Annotated in this window: 16 protein-coding genes; 3 read left to right on the forward strand and 13 right to left on the reverse strand. The window is 58.9% G+C overall.

Features of this window, described 5'->3' with window-relative positions; translation table 11 throughout:
• Window positions 1–29: 29 nt before the first annotated feature.
• Both VC35_RS05480 and VC35_RS05485 read right to left on the reverse strand, forming a co-directional pair.
• Complete coding sequence (locus VC35_RS05480; RefSeq protein ID WP_046038287.1) at window positions 30–2,969, reverse strand: FAD-binding and (Fe-S)-binding domain-containing protein; 2,940 nt, start codon at window positions 2,967–2,969, stop codon at window positions 30–32.
• 216 nt (window positions 2,970–3,185) lie between these two features.
• Window positions 3,186–4,097: a bile acid:sodium symporter family protein gene (locus VC35_RS05485; protein WP_046038288.1), complete on the reverse strand. Its 912-nt coding sequence runs from the start codon at window positions 4,095–4,097 to the stop codon at window positions 3,186–3,188.
• A 441-nt stretch (window positions 4,098–4,538) separates the two neighbouring features.
• On the opposite strand from VC35_RS05485, the gene VC35_RS05490 reads away from it, so the two are divergent.
• Window positions 4,539–5,540, forward strand: coding sequence for an AraC family transcriptional regulator (locus VC35_RS05490; protein WP_046038289.1), 1,002 nt, complete (start codon window positions 4,539–4,541; stop codon window positions 5,538–5,540).
• Here VC35_RS05490 and VC35_RS05495 read toward each other — a convergent pair.
• From VC35_RS05495 to VC35_RS28350, 4 genes are all read right to left on the reverse strand, one after another.
• Entirely contained in the window at window positions 5,515–7,680 is a 2,166-nt protein-coding gene (locus tag VC35_RS05495) for an FUSC family protein (RefSeq protein ID WP_052960543.1), read from the reverse strand. The two genes, VC35_RS05490 and VC35_RS05495, sit on opposite strands and share 26 nt — an antisense overlap.
• An 11-nt stretch (window positions 7,681–7,691) precedes the next feature.
• Window positions 7,692–8,744 carry a multidrug transporter subunit MdtN gene (gene mdtN / locus VC35_RS05500; RefSeq protein ID WP_046038290.1) on the reverse strand — a complete coding sequence of 351 codons (1,053 nt, stop codon included), beginning with the start codon at window positions 8,742–8,744 and terminating at the stop codon, window positions 7,692–7,694.
• A gap of 19 nt (window positions 8,745–8,763) precedes the next feature.
• The gene (locus VC35_RS05505; RefSeq protein WP_046038291.1) at window positions 8,764–9,024 is read right to left on the reverse strand and encodes a YtcA family lipoprotein; all 261 of its coding nucleotides are present in this window, start codon (window positions 9,022–9,024) and stop codon (window positions 8,764–8,766) included.
• A gap of 153 nt (window positions 9,025–9,177) precedes the next feature.
• Window positions 9,178–9,621: a MarR family winged helix-turn-helix transcriptional regulator gene (locus VC35_RS28350; RefSeq protein ID WP_052960544.1), complete on the reverse strand. Its 444-nt coding sequence runs from the start codon at window positions 9,619–9,621 to the stop codon at window positions 9,178–9,180.
• A gap of 681 nt (window positions 9,622–10,302) precedes the next feature.
• On the opposite strand from VC35_RS28350, the gene VC35_RS29905 reads away from it, so the two are divergent.
• Window positions 10,303–10,701 (forward strand): hypothetical protein, encoded by a 399-nt coding sequence (locus VC35_RS29905; protein WP_080925272.1) that lies wholly within the window; start codon window positions 10,303–10,305, stop codon window positions 10,699–10,701.
• Window positions 10,702–10,937: 236 nt separating this feature from the next.
• Complete coding sequence (locus VC35_RS05520) at window positions 10,938–12,110, forward strand: acetyltransferase domain-containing protein (protein WP_046038294.1); 1,173 nt, start codon at window positions 10,938–10,940, stop codon at window positions 12,108–12,110.
• Window positions 12,111–12,171: 61 nt separating this feature from the next.
• Here VC35_RS05520 and VC35_RS05525 read toward each other — a convergent pair whose 3' ends face one another.
• The 7 genes from VC35_RS05525 to VC35_RS05555 all read right to left on the reverse strand — a co-directional run bounded on the left by VC35_RS05525 (window position 12,172) and on the right by VC35_RS05555 (window position 19,525).
• Window positions 12,172–13,554 (reverse strand): LLM class flavin-dependent oxidoreductase, encoded by a 1,383-nt coding sequence (locus tag VC35_RS05525; protein WP_046038297.1) that lies wholly within the window; start codon window positions 13,552–13,554, stop codon window positions 12,172–12,174.
• Window positions 13,555–13,588: 34 nt separating this feature from the next.
• On the reverse strand, window positions 13,589–14,434 hold the full coding sequence (locus tag VC35_RS05530; RefSeq protein ID WP_046038299.1) for an amino acid ABC transporter permease: 846 nt from the start codon (window positions 14,432–14,434) through the stop codon (window positions 13,589–13,591).
• Entirely contained in the window at window positions 14,431–15,252 is an 822-nt protein-coding gene (locus VC35_RS05535; protein WP_046038301.1) for an ABC transporter substrate-binding protein, read from the reverse strand. Before VC35_RS05535 ends, VC35_RS05530 begins: the two co-directional genes overlap by 4 nt.
• 189 nt (window positions 15,253–15,441) lie before the next feature.
• Window positions 15,442–16,410 (reverse strand): DHH family phosphoesterase, encoded by a 969-nt coding sequence (locus VC35_RS05540; protein WP_046038303.1) that lies wholly within the window; start codon window positions 16,408–16,410, stop codon window positions 15,442–15,444.
• A 12-nt stretch (window positions 16,411–16,422) separates the two neighbouring features.
• Complete coding sequence (locus VC35_RS05545) at window positions 16,423–17,211, reverse strand: SDR family oxidoreductase (protein WP_046038304.1); 789 nt, start codon at window positions 17,209–17,211, stop codon at window positions 16,423–16,425.
• Window positions 17,212–17,243: 32 nt separating this feature from the next.
• A complete protein-coding gene (locus VC35_RS05550) occupies window positions 17,244–18,413 on the reverse strand; it encodes a sulfotransferase family protein (protein WP_046038305.1) in 1,170 nt (389 codons plus the stop codon).
• Entirely contained in the window at window positions 18,410–19,525 is a 1,116-nt protein-coding gene (locus tag VC35_RS05555; RefSeq protein ID WP_046038306.1) for a DUF1214 domain-containing protein, read from the reverse strand. Before VC35_RS05555 ends, VC35_RS05550 begins: the two co-directional genes overlap by 4 nt.
• Between the last annotated feature and the right edge of the window lie 109 nt (window positions 19,526–19,634).

The raw sequence follows: 19,634 nt of genomic DNA on the forward strand, positions 1-19,634 counted from the left end.
GGGATCGGTTAACGGGGGGAGCGGCGCACTCAGGTTCCACGGGTGCATTGCTCCAGACTGAAGACGAAAGACTCATAGGGTTTCCCCGTAACATGCCGCAACCCCATTTCGCATGTACGGTTTGCCGACACATAGGCGTCCGCTGTCGTCGCATCCACATAGGCATGCTCTTCTCGCGTAGCTGACGCTACCAGTTCTGGATGCAAGAGGCCCCGGTCACCCGCGGTGCCGCAGCAGGTCGCGCCAATCGGGACGACGACTTCCTGCGCCATGTGCTGAGCCACCTGCTTGAGTTGCCCCGACAGATTGAGGTGCAACATCGCGCAGGTAGGATGCAAGATAATGCGCTTCAATGGCGTGCTTACCTTGAGGTTGGGTAGGAGGCTGGCACACCAAGTCACAGAATCGATAATGCTCAGGCGCGAATAGCGCTCGCGCAGCTCAGGGGTAAGATGCTCAGCGATCCCACTCACCAGGCCGTGAGTACAAGATGCCGCGTCGACCACAACTGGCAAGCGACCTTCATCGGTCCACCGCAACAGCGCCTGCGCAATCGAATTTGCCATGAAGTCATGCGCAGCAACGAAACCCTTTGAACTGAATGGCGTCGCACAGCAGAGTCCACCGATGTCCGGCGGAATCCACAGCTTCTTCCCGCCGCGATGCGAAACCCGTACGAGGGCCTCCTGAATCGATATCGCGTCGCGAGCGGTGTCGGGATCGCGGCCGAACATTCGATTGACGCAAGCAGTGAAGTAGACCGCATCAGCACCTTCGCGGACGGTCTCTGGCATCCGGCTTGCGGCCGGCTTCGGCATCGGTCCCGGCACGGTAGGGAGGATATCGGCGCTAACAAATATTCGCGCCGTGTCTGCAATCGCTTTTACTGACCGCCAACCAAAAGTATTGCCCAGATATTTCGCGCCAGTTAGTGCGACGGTGCTAACGCGCTCGACGGCGCTCCATTTTTTGGCAACGGACAGGGCCACGTTCTCGGAGGTCTCGCTCTGTGAACGCCGGTGAAACTCGCGCATCAATTCGCCCGTGTTGATTCCAATGGGACAAGGCACCGAACAGGATCCGTCACCGGCGCAGGTTTGAATGGCGTCGTACTGATACTGTTCCTGGAGCCGTCGCAAGATCGGAGAATCCTCCCTCTGTCGGGCCATTTCCCGGCGCACAACGATACGCTGTCGCGGTGTCATGGAAACGTTTCGGCTCGGGCACACAGGCTCGCAGAAACCGCATTCGATGCACTGACTGGCATTGGAAACGCCTTCAATCGGGGGCAGCGACTTGAAGGACTTCAGATGAATATCCTGGTCCCGGGAAAGGATGACGTTCGGTGCGAGAACACCGTGCGGATCGGCGAGGTTCTTGACTCGCCACATGATGTTTGTCGCCCGCTCCCCCCATTCGTGGGTGATAAACGGCGCCATATTTAACCCGGTTCCGTGCTCTGCTTTCAGGGAGCCGTCGTACTTGCGCACCACGAGGTCGACAAGTTCCTCCATAAACTTTGCATAGGTCGCCCTACCCTCTTCTTCATCAAATCGCGCGATCAGAGTGAAGTGAAGATTGCCATGGGCCGCGTGCCCTGCAACTCCTGGCATAAACCCGTGTTTGCGCAACAGGTCTTGCAGGTCGTGGGCTGCGCTTGCCAGTAGTAGAGGGGGGAAACACACGTCTTCGGTGATAAGCAAGGAACCCAGCGGTCGCTGCTTGCCAACCAGGCCCAGCAGCCCCTCCCTTACATGCCAAGCAAGCTCGATCGCCTCCGCGTGACTCGTAAAGGTTAAATCTCCCAGCAGCGTGACCTGGTCAGTCAGGTGCATGACGAGAGCCTGCTTTTCGGTCAGGCTGTCTTCGTCGCTGGCCCCGATTTCGATCAGCAGGGCAGCCGCGTCCAAGTCGAGCGATTTCCAGTATTCAGGCGTACCGGGAAACGCTGCAGCCGCAGCCCGCAAGGCCGGTGCGATCATTAATTCGACTGCACTGGCACCCAGTGCAACCAGGTCCGGCACGAGTGCAATTGCATCATTAATGGAAGGAACGGCGATCCATGCGACGCTGGTGACCGCCGCAACCTCAACAGTACTAAATGTCACATCCGAGATGAATCCAAGCGTCCCTTCCGAGCCTACCAGGAGGCGACGAAATATCTCCAAGGGTGTGCGACCATCCAGGAATGCGTCAAGGCGGTAGCCATGGGTATTTCTTATGGAGTATTTCTGACGAATTCGTCCGACAAGTTCGTCGTCTGCAAGGATCTCCGCTTGTAGCGCCATCAGCCCTTTCGCCAGCTCTGGCTCGCTTGCAAGGAAAGTTTGCTCCGCCTCTGGATCCGACGTGTCGATTTTCGTTCCCGATACCAGAACAAATGTTAGCGCGCTAACGGTTTGATAGGCGTTTTGAGCAATGGTGCAACGCATGCCGCCTGAATTGTTTGAAACCACGCCACCAAGCGTACACGCTGCAGAACTTGCCGGGTCCGGACCAATCTTGCGACCGTACGGTGCAAGATGCGCGTTTGCGTGGGACAGGATGGTTCCGACACCGGCCTTAACACTAAGACCTCGCTCTCCGATGCCCTTGATGCCGCTGAAAAACTTCCGCACGTCGATGAGGATTTCATCTGACAATGCTTGCCCGTTCAGACTGGTTCCGGCTGCGCGAAAAGTGGCGTGCCGACCTGTTTCTGAACAGAATCGAAGGACTTTCGCTACATCGTCCCCATCATGCGCGACGACTACGACTTGTGGCACGAGCCGATATGGGCTGGCATCCGAGGCATAGCGGACCAGGTCAACCAGTCGATGCAGTACACGGTCGGGCCCAAGTAGCTGCTCTAGCGCTTGCTTCAATGGCGCAGGCGTTCCATCACGCAACTCATCCGGAACCGCATCCGGCGATCCCGCGCCCGGCGGTCTGCCAATTTTCGCTGGGTCTACGGAAAGAAGCTTTTTCATTTTTGAGCTCATGAAAGCTGATATTGGAACAGTGTGAGGGAGTGCCTTGATGGCCTCTCCGCCAAGCCCGCAACGCATCGATTCGAATAAACAGCAAGTATTAGATTAGCTTTTATTGTTTCTATATGTTTCTAGAGCGACCCTTGTTCGACGAAGGGCAGACTTGCATCTGAGTACACAAAAACACATACCCATGAGTGTTGATCGGTAAACCTTCTACCTTTGAGATACAGAGGCCGGGGCGCCTACCTTGATTGCCAGCTCCTTGGCATGGACCACATTGACCCACCAGCCAAAGGCGGCAGCGGTGAAGAACATGAGGACGCTGTAAATGGCTGCCGGAATGGCCATTGTCGGGTTGTTCAGCAGCGTTGGGCTGAGCGCCAGGGCTATAGCCAAAGCGCCATTGTGAATACCAATTTCCATGCCGATGGCCACTGCCTGGCGCTGCGGCAACTGGAACAGGCGTGGCACCAAATAGCCGATGCCGAGGCTGAGCAAATTGAACAGCAATGCAGCCATACCTACGACAGGCGCGTAGTCCAGTACCGTCTGCCAATCCTTGACCAACGCGAGCACAACGGTGACTACAAGGAACAACGCGGAAATGATCTTCATCGGCCGCGCCATAAGCACTGCAAAACCTGCCGCCAGTTTGCGTACTAGCATGCCCACCGCGACCGGTACCAAGACGATGGCGAATACCTGCACTACTTTTGCAAATTGCAATGGAATGGTCTGACCGTCCGCCATGAAGTACATCAGTGACCAATTGACGAGCAAAGGCATGGTGAGAATCGCGACCACCGAGTTCACTGCCGTCAGAGTGACATTGAGTGCCACATCACCGTGTGCCAAGTGGCTGTAGAGATTGGCGGTGGTACCGCCTGGGGAAGCAGCCAGGAGCATCAGGCCCACGGCCAGTACCGGCGCCAGACCAAACCCCTTGGCAATGAGGAAGCAGAAATACGGCAGCAGAATTAACTGGCAGACCAGACCGATCAGGACAGGCTTGGGAAACCTCACCACTCGGATAAAATCCGCCGGAGTAAGCGACAACCCCAGTCCGAGCATGATGATGCCCAGGGCAATGGGGAGGAATGTAGTCAGCAAGGGCGATGCCATCATTATTGTTGTACTCGCAGCGAGGCAAGCCCGGCGGTTAACCGGGATGCAAAGGGCCTGGTGGTCTGGCCGGACAAACCGAAGCTTGTACCTTGGCCGGTGCGTTAATGGTTGTAACCTTTGCGCTGATTGGCTTGCCGAGGAGTCTAGTGATGGAGGGGCACGGACAAAACTCTCCTTGCCAGCCAGACTGCTCGCCTTGCCGGTCAGATAAATGCCTCGTGAAACATCAATATCATTGGAGGGCCGGTATTCCGGTGTTCCTGCATGCCGTAAAGGCCCCGCCAATATGTCCCTGCGGCGCTAACGCGCAGTGTGGAAGCCCACCGGAGGGCGAGACAGGTCAACCCTTTACGCGCTGTTGGCCCGCGCGTCACAAGCTGTTGTTTCGAGTGCTGGAGCTGGTGTAAAACTGCTGCGCCTCAATCAAGTAGGAGTCTGCAGATGAGTCAGCGTACTACTTCCTCCAGTTGGGCAAGCACCATTGTCCGATCCCTGGAAATGGGCGGTGTCGACTGCCGCAGTCTGTTCGAACGTCTTGGGATGGATTATTCCGCTCTGAGCGATCCCGAAGCACGCTTCCCACAGGATTGCATGACGGGCCTATGGCATCTGGCGGTAGAAGCCTCTGGAAATCCGGTCATTGCCCTGAACATGGCCCAGGTGGTGCGACCATCCTCCTTCCATGTGGTCGGCTATGCATTGATGTCCAGCCGCAACTTGCATGAGGGCATTTCTAGCCTGGTCCGCTATCAGCGCATCATTGGGGAGAGTGCAGATCTCAGCTTTCACCCTACGTCGGATGGTTATGAGTTAACTCTGGCAATTCATGGCGATCGCTTGCCTTCTGCCAGAGAAAGTGCGGAGGGGTCGCTGGCCTATATTCTGGCCTTTTGCCGCTGGCTAGCGTGCCGCCCATTGACTCCTCGCCTTGTCAGCTTTAGCGGACCTGCGCCGGCTAATCTGAAGCCATATTGCGAGGTGTTTCAAGCACCACTGAAGTTCAATGCCGAGCACTATGCATTACTGTTCGACCGCACCGATCTGGATGCCCCGCTGCATTCTGCTAACGAGGCCTTGGCGCATTTGCACGAACGCTTCGCCGGTGAGTATTTGGCGCGCTTTTCGGACGGTCAGATCACCCACCAGGTGCGCCAGTTGCTCTGTCGTTTGCTACCCCAAGGTGAGCCCAAACGTGAAGTGGTGGCCCAGACAATATTAATGTCTGAGCGCACCTTGCAGCGCCGCCTGCAAGCGGAGGGAACCGGTTTTCATCAACTGCTCGATGGTACTCGCCGAGAGCTGGCCAGCCAGTACCTGGTCCAGCCCAATCTAACCCTGCAGGAAATTTCCTATCTGCTGGGCTTCGCCGCTCCAAGCAATTTCTTCCGCGCCTTCCGCCGATGGTTCAATACCACACCTAATGAGTACCGGGCAGGTCTGTAGAGCGTTGAGCGGGGATGCTCATTTCCTCCTTGTGAGTCATGCCGTAGAGGGGTGACAGGCAATTGGCGAGTTGAGCGATGCGCTCGTTAAGCGCCTGGGCGGCGGACAGGATTTCGCCAATCGAGTCAGGTGCATCCTTGCCTTCGTCCGCCCGGCAGCGATTCAGCACGGCCAATGCCCTCGGCAAATGGGCACCCCGATCGATCGAGCCTTCCCCAGCGAACCGATCCGCCATCCTTTCCAACTGGTGGGCAGCGCATTCGCGAAACGCCTCGATCGCTTCGACAAAGGTGTGCGGCAAGCCGGGACCGGCATGTTGCAGGACGACCTGCAGCCGGTTGACGGCGAAAAGGGTTTCCTGGACCTGGGCGAGCCATGTTGTTACATCCACGGTGACCGAATCGTCGTCGTGTTGCCGCCCCGGTTCCAGCACGACGCGTGCCTGCATTTCGCGGCTCTGCAAGAGCAGCGACCAGCCCTGGAGCCGCGCGCGATCAATCGCAGCGCTTTGCGTGATCGGTTCGTTGCTGCCCGCCCCCGCCCGAGCCAGATCAGCGACACCGCGCAACAGCCGCCCCAGCATGGCCTTCAGCATTAGTCCTTCGCGCTCAGGCCATATCAACGCGGAAATAGCAATGGATACCGTCACTCCTATCAGGATGCCGATCATTCGGTCACGGATTTCCGTGACATCGGTGGTCAGCGCAAACTGTCCAAGTTGAGCCAGGGCATAGGCAAAGACGAACTGCATGCCAATGTAGTTCGTGCGCGGGGAGCCCGCAGCGACCCAGGCACCGACAGCGACAATGGGCAGCGTGAGCAAAAGCAGGCCGGTAATGCTCTCGAGATGGGGAATGATGAAAATCGTCGCGATCAGCGCGACGACACTGCCCACTGCACAACCCACGATACGCATCAGTCCCTTATGGGTGCTCGCACCGAGACTGGGCAGCGCGAGAATGAAACAAGTCAGCATCGCAGTATGGATACCCTGCCACTGCACAGCCGTGTAAAACACGTAGCACAGTAATGCAGCTAACACGGTCTTCAAGGCAAACCGCCCGTACACCGGGTTGCTGAACCCGTCCTTCGCAATGAATGGCTCCTTACTAGCCGAAGAAGACCCGTCGGGGGCTGACTCAGCCTTGGAAATCGCCTGCAAGGCCTGTCCCATATCACACAGCACGCTGTCCAACTCACCGTTGGCTGCATCACTCTCCCCCAAATACTCCGAGCAGAGGAACGGCTTGCGATCAGTGAAGGAAGACCGCAGTGCCTGACAAAGTTCTTGCAAGAGAGCTACTTGGTCGCGCTGCTCAGGCAGTAGCTTCTGCATCGGTAGCTGCGACAAATGCGCTGCGGCTGTATGTAGGCGATCGATGCCTGCGATCTTCTGGAGGTACTGGGCCTTTTCGCGCTGATAGGTGGCATTGCCAAGGGTCGCGAAAGCCAGATGACGATGCAGCGCCAGTACACCACTAGCAACCAGATTGCTGCTCAGACGTGGTATGGGTGAACCGGTTCTGCGGGCCTCCAGTTGTTCGAGCACATTGTCCAATTGGCGACACATTTCGTCGACCAACAGGCGTCCTGGTCGGGCTGGCAGAAACAGATAATTAACAGCCACCGTCACCACGATCGGATAAACAAGCGATACCCACGCCCACAACAGAGCCCGTAAGAGCGTTTCCGGGTCAGCAAAGAGATCAGCAAAGCTCTGAAAATAGAACACCAGCTGAGCCGCCAGAAAACCAATGACGCCAGCCTTGTTGATACGCATGAAATACATGCCACAAAAGGCAATCAAGCAGGCACCGAGGATACGCAGCATCGGGTAGTTGATCGTGAGCTTAATCAGCACAATCGCCAATGCCGTACCGAGACTACAGCCGATTGCCAGCAGTGTGCCGGACAACCGGGTCAGCACAGTGTTCTCCTGCGCCGTGAAGAACACGATGACTATCGAGAGGGAGAGGTAGGGCACCTGCAGCGCCATGGAAATGACAATCACCAGGGCACTGCTCAACACAAAACGCCAGACCGCTGCCTGACGCCCGGGGAAAGGCGCCAGTTCGCTGCGAAGCAGCTTCCAAAGCAATGGGGCGGATGGCTTGCTGCGATGGGATTCGTGGGAGCTCATGGTGTCTGTACTCAGTGAGCCGTGGCATGCATGTCGGACGTCATGACGGCCACGGCCGATGCGCCGATCCGGAACACGCTAGGGTCCGGTTGCTCGACTGCGATACGTACAGGGAAGCGCTGGTTGACCCGGACCCAATTGATCGAACGAGGCACATGCGGCAGACCGGAAACCTCGCCACCGCCGTCATCGGGAAAGACCCCGTATCCGACCGACTCCACCACACCCTGGAATTGCTTGGACGAATCGCTGAGCACATAAACCTGTGCCGTTTGACCGGCCTTGATATGTTCGAGCTCCGTTTCGCGGAAGTTGGCGACCACGTACCAACGGCTGGTATTTGCCAGGGTGAAGATCGGGTGGCCAGCCGCTGCATATTGCCCGGCCGAGGTCTTGAGATTGATGACGATACCGTCAAAGGGCGCACGCACGGTGGCGTATTCCAGGTTGAGCTGAGCCAGTGCGATTTCTGCCTTGATCACCTCACGCTTGGCGACGAGTGCATCAACACCACTGATGCCGGCACTGGCACGTCGTGCATCAAGCTCAGACGTGCTGAGCTGTGCCTGTGCGGCACGTTTGGCCGCCCGTGCCCGGTCAACTTCTTCCACGGAAACGAAGTGGGTTCGCAGCAACGGTTCAAGTCGACCGAGTGTATCGCTCGTCTGCTCGGCGTTTGCCCGTGCCCGTTCGATATCGGCCTTCGCCGCGGCAGCACCGAACTTTTGCGCATTGACCGAGCGCTGGGTCAGTTCGATCTGGTTTTCGAGGGCGACCAGGCTCGCTTCGGCCTTTGCCAACGTCGCCTGGAAAGGTCGCGCATCGATTTGGAAGAGCACATCGCCTTTCTTAACAGCCTGGTTGTCCTTTACGGCCAGGTCGACAATTCGACCACTGACATCAGGCGCAACATTGATAGTGTCTGCATAAGCATAGGCATCATCGGTACGCGGAGCAGTATCGATACGCCAGGCTACGAAGATCGCCAGCGCGATCGCCGCCAGGACCAGCAGCAGTGCAATCGCTCGGCCAAAGTGGGCTCGGGTGTTAATCGCTTGCGACATCGCCGTTCTCTCGAGTCAGTTATTGAAAAAAGGTCAGCCAGCCGATCAAGGCCAGCGAGACGGTCAAGGAGGAATAAGCCAGCGGCAGCGTCAAGCCTTGCAATTGGCGCAACAGTCCTGCAGCACGCAATGCCGCATGCACAACCCCCGTCGCGACGATCGCGCCGACGATGCAGAACAACCAGTCAGGAAAATAGGCACCAAGAACGTTGATCGACGGAACCGTCGAGCAACCGCCGAGGAGCGCACAAAGTAAAAACAGAATTGCCGGGGATCTCATTGACTCTTCTCCACAGAGCGGTACTGCGCATCAATTAGTAGGAGGAACATTCAGGTCATTGCCCGGGCCCTACGGGTCATTCCGTATAGGTGGTGACCACCAAAGATCGGGCTGAACAAAAGGTTGCCTAGGCAACTATGTGGTCAAAAAAAATCAAATTCGGCTCAGCATTTTTTCGAGCAACGTTTCGAATTGGCGCAATTCGCTTGCATCAAAATCACCAAAGAAGCGATCGATGACCGTTGTAGCGGCGGCGAGCAACTCAGGAAACTTCTCATGCCCCTCGTCCGTCAGTTCCAGTTTGACCGCGCGGCGGTTGTACGCGTAGGGCAAGCGACGTAAAAGTTGCTTTTGCTCCAGACGATCCAGCATGCGAGTCATGGCGCCCGGCGTATAGGAGATTTCCTTGCAGATTTCCGCCGCTGTTTCACCCCGCCCCGCCCACAACGTGGACAAAATTACATATTGGGCAGCCGTAACGCCGAACGATCTCAGTGCATTATCGAGTGCCTGAACGAGCTCCGTTTCGCCACGATTGATCAAACGACCAACTCGTGCGCGTTGCTCATAGGTGGTGTGATTGGACTGAGTATTCATGGTTTCCTAGCCTAGGAAGCTTGTGAGCACACATTAAGTTGCCTAGGCAACTATTGTCAAGGCATTAATCTGCGATTAACCATTGCGGCCACCGTGCCTGTCGTTGCCGCCTTAGTAGGCGCGGCCCTAAACGGCATCCACCTTCATCCCTTCAACGCAATGTTTTGATCAAGGTGAAATGGGATTTCGGCCAGTAAGGCCGAGCATCCTGATGCGGAAAATGAAAAGGTTACGCCAGGCACAACCTTTGATTAGAGAATCTAGCCGTCGGTCTGGCGCCGTCGTTGCCATCATCGTCGACGCGCTGCTCGGAGGAATCGCTGTGATACCAGACCTGATCGCCATTTGGTGCCCGTAGCATGCTCAGGCCTTGCGGCATGATGGTGTGGATATTGGGTTTGTCGGCAGAAGTAACTGGATGGAAGCTCCCGACAGTCCGCTCTGGGTCGGTTGCAGCCCGTCGCGACAGGCCACAATCAGCCATCAGCGGACATCGAGATAGCAATCCTCAAAGGGGCCGCCCCCTTATGTCGTAGGCTATTTAAACAGCGCCCCCCTAGAACTTTTTCCTGTTTATCGGTCTATGTGGATAGGCACATCCGATCGTTAAGCGCGAACCCGCAAGCTTCCCGCAGCCGGATGGCCACACGTCCAAATATCAATCAGAGGTTGTCTTCGCGCATGAAATTCCATGACCCACGGATGGTGCTCTTCGGCCTGTTCGCGTTCGCGGCAGTGGGCTCGGCATCAGCTACACAGATGAAGACCTCAACCCCTGTTTTGGCACCTGAAGTCACAGCAGTTCAGTCTCCGGTCCAGGCTGCCGCCAACCCTTGGCCGACCTTGGCCAGTATGGCCGACAAGCAGCCAGGGCCGTTGCTTGCCCATGAAGACCGATACTGGCATGACGGCCGCTGGCACTCTCGTAGAGACGATTGGCGCCGAGACGACTGGCATAGAGATAACTGGCGCAGAGAACAAGCCCGCCGAGAAGCAGAACGCCATCGTGATTGGGAACGCCATCAGGATCGGGCCATGCGGTACCGATACGAGGACGATCGCCGCTACTATCGTCGCTAGTGCGATGCCCAGCAGCTTAAAAACGTCGACGAGATACGAGCGCCCCGCTTGCGCCCTCCTCGTCGGCGTTGAAGGCAATATGCAAACGCCGTCCCCCTCGAAGTGCCGATGACACCGAATTAGCCACCCCATGCGAATGCCCACGAAGCAGGCATAGATGTTATGTTATATCCTATAAAACCATGAGCTGTCAGTCGCCACTGGCAGAGCCATCCACTCCCTGCTTGCGACATTCGATGACAACTTCTACCCACATCCCGCCCATCACAAGCTTGAACCAACGCCTGCTGTCCATTGATGCCCTGAGGGGATTGGTAATCCTCCTGATGCTGTTGGATCACGTGCGCGAAACATTCTTTTTGCACCGTCAGGTAACAGACCCGATGGACATCGAATCCACTGAGCCGGCGCTATTTTTCAGCCGCACACTTGCTCATTTGTGTGCGCCGGTCTTCATACTGCTCACCGGACTGTCCGCTTACCTGTATGGCCAAAAGCACCAGGGCAAGGGCGATGTGTCAGCCTTTTTGTTCAAGCGCGGTCTGTTCCTGGTACTGCTGGAGTTCACCCTGGTGAATTTCGCCTGGACCTTTCAGTTCCCGCCTACGGCAATCTACATGCAAGTGATCTGGGCCATTGGCATCTGCATGATTGCCCTGGCCGGACTGGTTTGGTTACCCAGGCCCGTTCTGTGCTGCCTGGGCCTGGTGATCGTGGCCGGGCACAACCTGTTGGATAATGTTCACTTCGCGACAGGCTCGCCCATGCATATACCTTGGGCGATTCTGCATGATCGCGGCTGGATCGAATTCTCCGACGGCTTGCGTCTGCGTACCTCTTATCCTGTACTGCCGTGGATCGGTGTGATCGCCCTTGGATACAGTATCGGCCCCTGGTTTGCCGGCCAGGTTTTGGCCGCGAAGCGTCAACATACTCTGCTATTTACAGGGGTCGGGACATTGGTCGGATTTGTCGCACTGCGAGCCGTCGATGGTTATGGCGAGGCGCATTGGGTCGCCCATGAAGGCCTCACGCAAACCCTGATGAGTTTCTTCAACATTACAAAATACCCACCTTCCCTGCTGTTCCTTTCGCTGACGCTGGGAGTGGGCCTGTTACTGCTTCGTACCCTGGAACGGGCCCGACAACGCAAGTGGGTCAATGCTTTGGCAGTCTTTGGCGCGGCGCCGATGTTCTTCTACTTGCTCCACCTTTACGTACTCAAGGCGCTGTATCTGGTCAGCGTGGCGTTGTTCGGATTGAACCAGGGGAGTTTTTTCGGTTTCGACAGCATTCTGGCTGTGTGGCTGATGGCGGTGCTCTTGGCTTTATCCCTGTATTTACCCGTGCGCTGGTTCGCGGCATTGAAGGCACGCCGTCGCGATATCAGCTGGCTCAAATACTTCTGATCAGGACATTTGCTCACAAAAGGGGCCCGTGGAGAGCCCCCTTTTTCAAGACTGTCCCGTCCTAAAAACCTTTATCAAAGCGGAACGAGGCGCCGTAAGCCGAATCCGGTAAATGGTTCGCGCCATCGTCCCGTAACCGCGAACGGAAGGTACCGCTCTGTGGCCGAGCGCGATACAAGCCGCGCTTTTGCAGTTCAGGAATGACCAACTCAACGAAGTCCTCAAGGCTGCCCGGGCTGATCAGCGGGTTGAGCATGTAGCCGCTGGTGCCGGAAATACGGGCGTGCTCTTCGATCCGGTCGGCCACTTGTTGCGGCGTTCCCACCAGAATCAGATCACTGCCCCGGGTGACGTTGGCAAAGCGCTGTTTGACATCGCCGGCGGTCAAGGGCTTGCCACTGCCATCAGGCCGCATCACATAAGAGGTCATGCCTTCGGTGTGAGTGGACAACGCGTCGCTGTCCGCGTAGCGGCTGATGTCGATACCGGTATCACCTGCATAACTCACCAACTGCGCCTGCAAGTGATAGTTGCTTTGCAGTTCGTCATATTTGCGCTGGGCTTCGATCTCGGTCCTGGCCGTGACAATGCGAAGTACCGTCAGTGATTTAACATCTTCTGCGTGACGCCCCCGTGCCCTGGCCTGCGCCCATATATCTTCCAGTCCCTGGCGAATCTCCAGCGGGTTGGACTTGGCGATGAAAATCAGTTCGGCGTGCTTGGCCGCGAACTCGCGACCACGGCCTGACCAACCGGCCTGGATCAGCAAGGGTGTGCGTTGCGGTGACGGGGACGTCAAATGCGGCCCGGCCACCCGGTAATGCTCGCCGACATGATTGATCGGTCGCACGCGATCGCCCCTGGCATAGACCTGGCGAGACTTGTCGGCCACCACGGCGTCATTTGCCCAGCTGCCTTCCCAGAGCTTGTAGACCACCTCGAGAAATTCATCTGCGCGTTCATAGCGATCATCGTGCTTGATCATCTGCTCCAGACCGAAGTTGCGAGCGGCACTGGTCAGGTAGGAGGTGACGATGTTCCAGCCGACCCGGCCATTGGTCAGGTGATCCAGCGTGCTGAAACGCCGGGCATGGGTAAAAGGATGCTCGTAACTGGTGGTGACAGTCACGCCGAAGGCCAGGTTTTCCGTCACGGCGGCCAATGCCGGAATGATCATCAACGGATCGTTGGCCGGTGCTTCCACCGCCCACTTCATGGCCGCGTCGGCATTACCGCCAAACACATCGTAGAAACCCAGCACATCACCAAAAAACAACATGTCGAGATGAGCCTGGTCGGCGATGCGTGCCAGGTTCGACCAATAGCCCAGGGAGTTGATGGTCAGTCGCTCGTCAGCCGGGTGCGTCCAGAGGCTCGGTGCGCCGCCACAGCCAACACTGGCTTGCTCGTATAACGCAAACAACAGAGGTTTTGGATCGGACATCGTAGTACCTGTAAAAAGTCATTAAACGGGTGGGTCAGCGCTGATGCTTGAAGCCTTTGCCGTAGTGGCGTTCAAGTCGGTTCTGTATCAACTCCAGGCCAATGGACAGGAGCCAATAGATAACGGCTGCGGTGGTGAGCATTTCGATGTAGCGGTAGGACGAGCGACCGTACGACTGCGCGAGGAACATCACTTCCCAGACCCCCATCACCGATATCAACGAAGAGTCCTTGAGCATTGAAATGAACTGACTGGTTGTCGGGGGAATGATCGTGCGCATGGCTTGCGGCAGGACAATATGCAGAAACGTTGCCGCAGGCTTCAGACCCAGGGCCATCGCCGCTTCGCGCTGCCCGGGTGCAACAGCCATGATGCCGGCACGAAAAATCTCGCTGAGGTAGGCACCGTAATTGAGCGACAGCGCAATGATCCCCGCGCTGATGGCGCCCGGAACCACACCCAACTGCGGCAGCCCCAGGTAGATCAGCAGGATCTGGATCAGCAGTGGAGTACCGCGAAAAAAGGACGCATAGAAACTGGCAATGCCGAACGCCACTGCACTGCGAGACAGGCGCGCCAGCGCCGTCACGAAGCCAAGGAGCAACGAAAGCCAGATCGAGCAGAAGCACAAGAACAGCGTCAGCGCGGCGCCTTGCAAGAAACCGTCAGGCCCCAAATGCAGGCCGACCAGGTTGGGCAACTTCTGCACAATGATCGAGAATTTCAGATCGAAGCTCATGAAAAACATGACGCACAGGCCGAACAGCACTGCCCAGGTCAAATACAGGCGAGTGCGAAAACCAAATAGCTGGCTGAAACGACGCGTCTCGGTTTCGACGGCGACAGCCGCCTTGGCCGGGTGTGGATTAAGGGCTGTCATTGGCTGATATCGGCACCGATCCACTTCTGTGAAATCTTGCTTAACGTGCCGTCGGCCTTGAGCTGGGTGACGACCTCAGTGACTTTGGCATTCCATTGCGGATCACCCTTTTCGATCGCTACCACGTTGGGCTCCGCATACAGCGTGTCGCCGGCAATTTTGAAGCGAGGATCCTGGGCGATGCGTTCGCGCGCAGTGATGAGGTTGGTGACCATGGCATCCAGCCGCACGCCCGTGCCCAAGGCCAGATCCTGGAAGGCTACCGTTTCGTTGTCGTATGGCGCGACCTGGACGCTTTCGAATGGATAGCTCAACGGCTTATCCTCGGCGCCCTCGATCACCAGATCCTTGTTCAGATAGGCTTCATAGGTCGACGCACTGATCACACCGACTTTTTTACCTGACAGATCCTTACCCGTGACAATGTCCTTGTCTTTGGCATTCACCACGATCACGGCCGGTGACTGGTAATACTCCACCGGAAAGTCGAACACTTCGGCCCGTGCCTTGCTCGGGGTCATCGAGCAGACGCAGATGTCATATCGTCCGTTCCAGTGTCCGGCAGCGATGACATCCCAGGACGGTGTCTGCAACTTCAGCTTCACCCCTAGCCGTTGCGCAACGGCCTTGGCGACATCCACGTCAAACCCGTCCAGTTGGTTCTGTTCATTGAGAAAGGAGAATGGCGGATAGCTTTCCATCAGAACGCCGGTCAGCTCCCCACTGCTGGTTACGCGATCCAGCGTGGCGCCCGCGAAAGCCGTCGAGCAGGTAGCCAGTAATGCCAAGCCAAAAGGTAAAAGCGCCTTAGTGTTCACAGACAAGTGCTCCAATCGATTCAAAATACTGAATAGATTAAAACGCACTATAAAAATACTTTGTACTTCATTTATGGAATATAAGACTGCGTTCAAGCTATATTGGATCCAGCGGTCCAGGCGCTTGCACCGCTGACGCTTGGTGGCAAGCAACACCCCGACCGATCCGTTCGGGGCGTTGCTCTTGGCTCAGCGATAGCAATCGAGCAGGCGTGCGGCGACTTCCTTCAATTGCGCGTCGGCCAGGCGATTGATCCCGGCAGCACGCTTGCGTCCGCCCCCTGTGGGAAACTGCCGGCAGAAGGCATCCGCCGCCAGCCCGGCCTCTTCCGGTACCCGCAGACTGAACGCCCAGTCACCGTCCGCCCTGGCGCTGAGCAAGCCGATCGCCTTGCGCGGCGCACCGGCCGCCAGCTGGTTGGCCAGCACGCCACTGACCCGCCGTGCCCAGGGTTGCGCGGGCAGGCGGTACAGCTGCGCCCCCCGCCCCTCGTGCCAGGGTTCAAGGCCTGTGGCAGCAGCCATGTCGGCGGCGTGGCCGATGCGCAGGGTGGTGAAGCTTGTGCTGTGGCGGATGAAGTCCAGCGGGTCGTGGTAAGGCAGCAGCTCGGCGGCCAGCGCCAGCGGCTCGAAGTACAGGTCCGACAGGCTGTCGCCATAGGCGTTGTAGTTGAGCAGCAGGCCCAGCTCCTCCAGGGCCTGCATCTCATCGTTGGCCAGGCCATGCTGCACCGCCAGCGCCCGGGCCGGGCCGGTCAGGCCGTCACCAAAGGCGGCGGCCACCGCCCAGCGGTGATACCCCCCGTCCAGGTAGGTGTTGACCAGCAGGCTGGTGCACACCTGGGCGGCCGTGTCGATGAAGCACTCGAATGCCGGATGCCGAGGCAGTTCACCTGCAAAGTGATGGTCGAAATAGCGTACCCGGGCGCCGCCGTCGAGCAGGCGCCGGGTGGCCTCGCGATTCTGCTCGTGGGCCACGTCCAGCACCGTGACCCGCTCGCCGGGCCCGGCCTGGACCCGGCGCAACAGCTCGATGTCGCGCTTGACCCCACTGACCAGTCGCACCTGCGGGCTCAGTTCGCCGGCCAGGCGCAACTGCTGAAGGGCGCACAGACCGTCGGCATCGCCGTTGAAGGCGCAGTGATCGATTGTGTTCATCTGCCCTGCTCCTCAGTACATGACTTCGCCGCCGTTGGCATCGAGCTGCGCACCATTGATCGCACTGGCGTAGTCCGATGCCAGAAACAACGCAGCGCGGGCGCACTCCTCGTCGCTGCGCATGCGCCCACCGGGGATGCCGACACTGAACTCGGCGCGCACCTGCTCTTCGCTGACACCCCGGGCGGCAGCGGTCTGGCGTACCAGAGCCTGCACCGGCTCGCCCCACATCCAGCCACAGGCCAGAGCGTTGACCCGCAGACCGTGGGCCGCCTGCTCACTGGCCAGGTAGCGCACGCTGGCCGCCAGGGCGCTTTTCGACGCGGCATAGGCCGCCCCACCCTGATACGGCTTGCGCACGCCCAAGGTGTTGATCATCACGATTGCCCCCGCGCCCTGCGCGCGCATTGTCGCCAGCACCGCGCGGCTCATGTTCAGCGAACCCAGCAGGTTGACCTCCAGCGCCTCGCGCAGCGGGTCGTTGTCCGCCTCGTCCACCGCCTGGAAACCGCCATGGGAAAAGGCGCTGTTGATCAGCGCATCGATACGGCCGAATTGCTCGAGGGTGGCTTCGGCGAAACGATTGCAGGCCTGCACATCGGTGATGTCGGTGGCCACGCACAGCACCTCGCAATGCCCGGCGACCGCCTTGATGCGCTGCTGCGCCTCAAGTAGGCGGCCCATGTCGCGGGCGCCAATGGCCACGGCCCGCGCCCCTTCACGCGCGGCCTCCAGGGCCAGTTTGATACCCAGCCCGGGGCCAACGCCCGAGACCATCACGACTTTGTCTTTAAGCAGCATGGGATGAATCCTCTTATTGTTTTGGGACAGGCTCAGGCTTGCAAATGCCGGGCGCGGTACTCGGCGTAGTCACGTTGCAGCAGCGCGTCGCTGAGGCCGAACTGGTCAGGGCTGTAGTGGTGGGCAGCGCGTTTTTCCCGACCGTTGGCGGACAACCATTGGCCCATGGCTGCCTGAACTTTTGGCGTGCATTCAAGGCCGGCGAAGCGATAGATGCGTTCGACCACTGCCTGGGGCGCGGCCAGGGTGTCTTCGAACTGCACATCGAGAAAGCGCTCGGCCGGCATGCCGTCACGCACCGTCATGGCATGGCGCAAGGCCCGCGCCATGCGCCGGTTCCACTGCTCGCCGACGGCTTCTGCGTCGGCCTGGTCGCTGTACAGCTGCCACAGGGTGTGGATGAAGCTGGCCAGCGAAGGAATGGTCCTGGCCGGTTCGCGATGGGTGAGCACCACCTGCGCCCCGGGGAACACTTCGAACAACAGCTCCAGGGTATGCAGGTGCTGCGGGCTCTTGAGCAACCAGCGCCGGCCGGGGGCGATGCCACGGCGTGCCTGCTGCCATTGCAGGAACTGCAGGCAGCGCTTGAGGTAACGGTAGACCTGGGTCTGGTCCTGCCGGTCGAGCCAGGCGGTGTAGCTGGGGACGTTGACGTAGGAGTCCATGGCGCAGAGGAACGAGTGCTCCATCAACATGAACTCTTCGTCGGGCTGCTCGGCGTCCAGTGGGTGGATGGCCAGCAACTGCGGAAGGAACTCGATCATCGCCGCCACTTCGGCGCGCGCCCGGCCGAGGCGTTGCAACGGCTGCTCCAGGGTCTCCCCGCCGAGGGGCGCCGGGTAACGGGTTTCCCACCACTGCGCCTTGCTGAACTGCGGGTCCACCGCCAGGGTGCGTTGCAGCAGCGTGGTGCCGGTGCGTGGCAGACCGACGATCACCAACGGGTCGTTGATTTGCAGTTCAAGGATTTCCGGGAAGCGTCGACAGTGGTCTTCGATCACCAGTCGGTTGACCAGTTGCGCCAGCAGCTTCTCGCGCAATAGCGCACGCCCCTGGGACGATAACCTCGCTTCCTGCTCCAGGGACTGCGCCAGTACCTGAAGGCCCTGGCGGAAATCGCCCGGGCCGAAATCCTCAAGGCCACCTGCGCGAGCACTGGCTTCGGCCAGCAGCAGGTCCGGAGAAAAATCGTTGCTGCTCATAGTGCCAGCTCCTTGAGGTCATTGAGTTTGACCACGCGGGTGGTCGGGTGAACCGGTTGTGTGGCGCCGACCCAGCGCAAGCACAGCGTGCCGTGGGGATGGCCGGCAGTTTCCAGCCAGTTGGCCAGGCCCGGGTCACGGTGGCTGAGGACCATGCGCAGGCTGCTGTCCGCCGCAAGCTGCGCCGAATGCTTGTTCAGGCAGATGCGGTGGTAGCGGTAGTCGAGCGACTCCATCCAGTAGTTGTTGATCTGCAGGTTCCAGAAGTCGCAGGCCGGCACCTGGTCGACCTCGATCAGCAGCGCTTCGTCGTCGGCCAGCGCCCAGCAGGAGTGGTAGTAGAAGATGTTGGGGGCGCCGCCCACGGCCTGGCACAGCGCCTGGTCGGCAGGCGGCAGCTGGTTGCTGTGTTGCTGGTAACCCTGGGCCCAGTCGGCGAACAAGCGCGCGGTGTTCTCGACGAAACTGCCGACCCGCTGCAGGCTTTGTTGCAGGCCTACGGCGTCCAGCGGCACGGGTGCCTGGCTGGCCTGCAGGCGCTCGATGCGCAGTTGCGCCGGCTGCTCGCTGCTGCGATCGAGAAAGGTCTGGCGCACGATCAGCGCGTTGCTCTGCGGCTCAAGAGGAAGCCAGTTGCCGCTGGCCGGCGGGCGCTGGCTGAGGATGATCTCGAAGTTGCCCTCGGCATCCAGTAGCAGTTGCCCGGCGTCGATAAAGCCGGTCTGGATCATCTTGCCGTCAGTCTCGTACCCCCCCTTCTGCGAGCCGAAGCTCAGATAGGCGACACTGCCGCGCTGGCCGCTGACCCGGTATTCGTGTTCGCCGTTCAGGCGCGCATAGCGGTACAGGTTGTCCGGGTTGTCGGCGCCGATCTTGGCGGTTTCATGGGAGGGGGTGATGAACCCGGGGAAGTCGGGGTCGGCGAATTCCAGGTGCATCTCCAGGGCGATGCGCAACAAGCGGGTGAGGTAGCGAAAGCCTTCGGCGCGGGTCTGCTCGTCGGCCGGGGCTTCGGCACGCAGTATCTGTTCGCCGCTGCGGCGCAGCTGCTCGCAAAACCGGGTCCAGGTCTCACCGCTGATGACCTCCTGTTGGGGGGTGTCTGTTGCCATGTCAGTCTCCTCTGCCGGCGGAGGGCCCGCCGCTGCACATGACCTTAGGGAGAAGCGCGGCAACGGTTCTTCGTCCGTGCGGACTAAACGCCCGATCTAGTCCGGGCAG

Source organism: Pseudomonas fluorescens, assembly GCF_000967965.1.
Lineage (GTDB): Bacteria > Pseudomonadota > Gammaproteobacteria > Pseudomonadales > Pseudomonadaceae > Aquipseudomonas > Aquipseudomonas grandcourensis.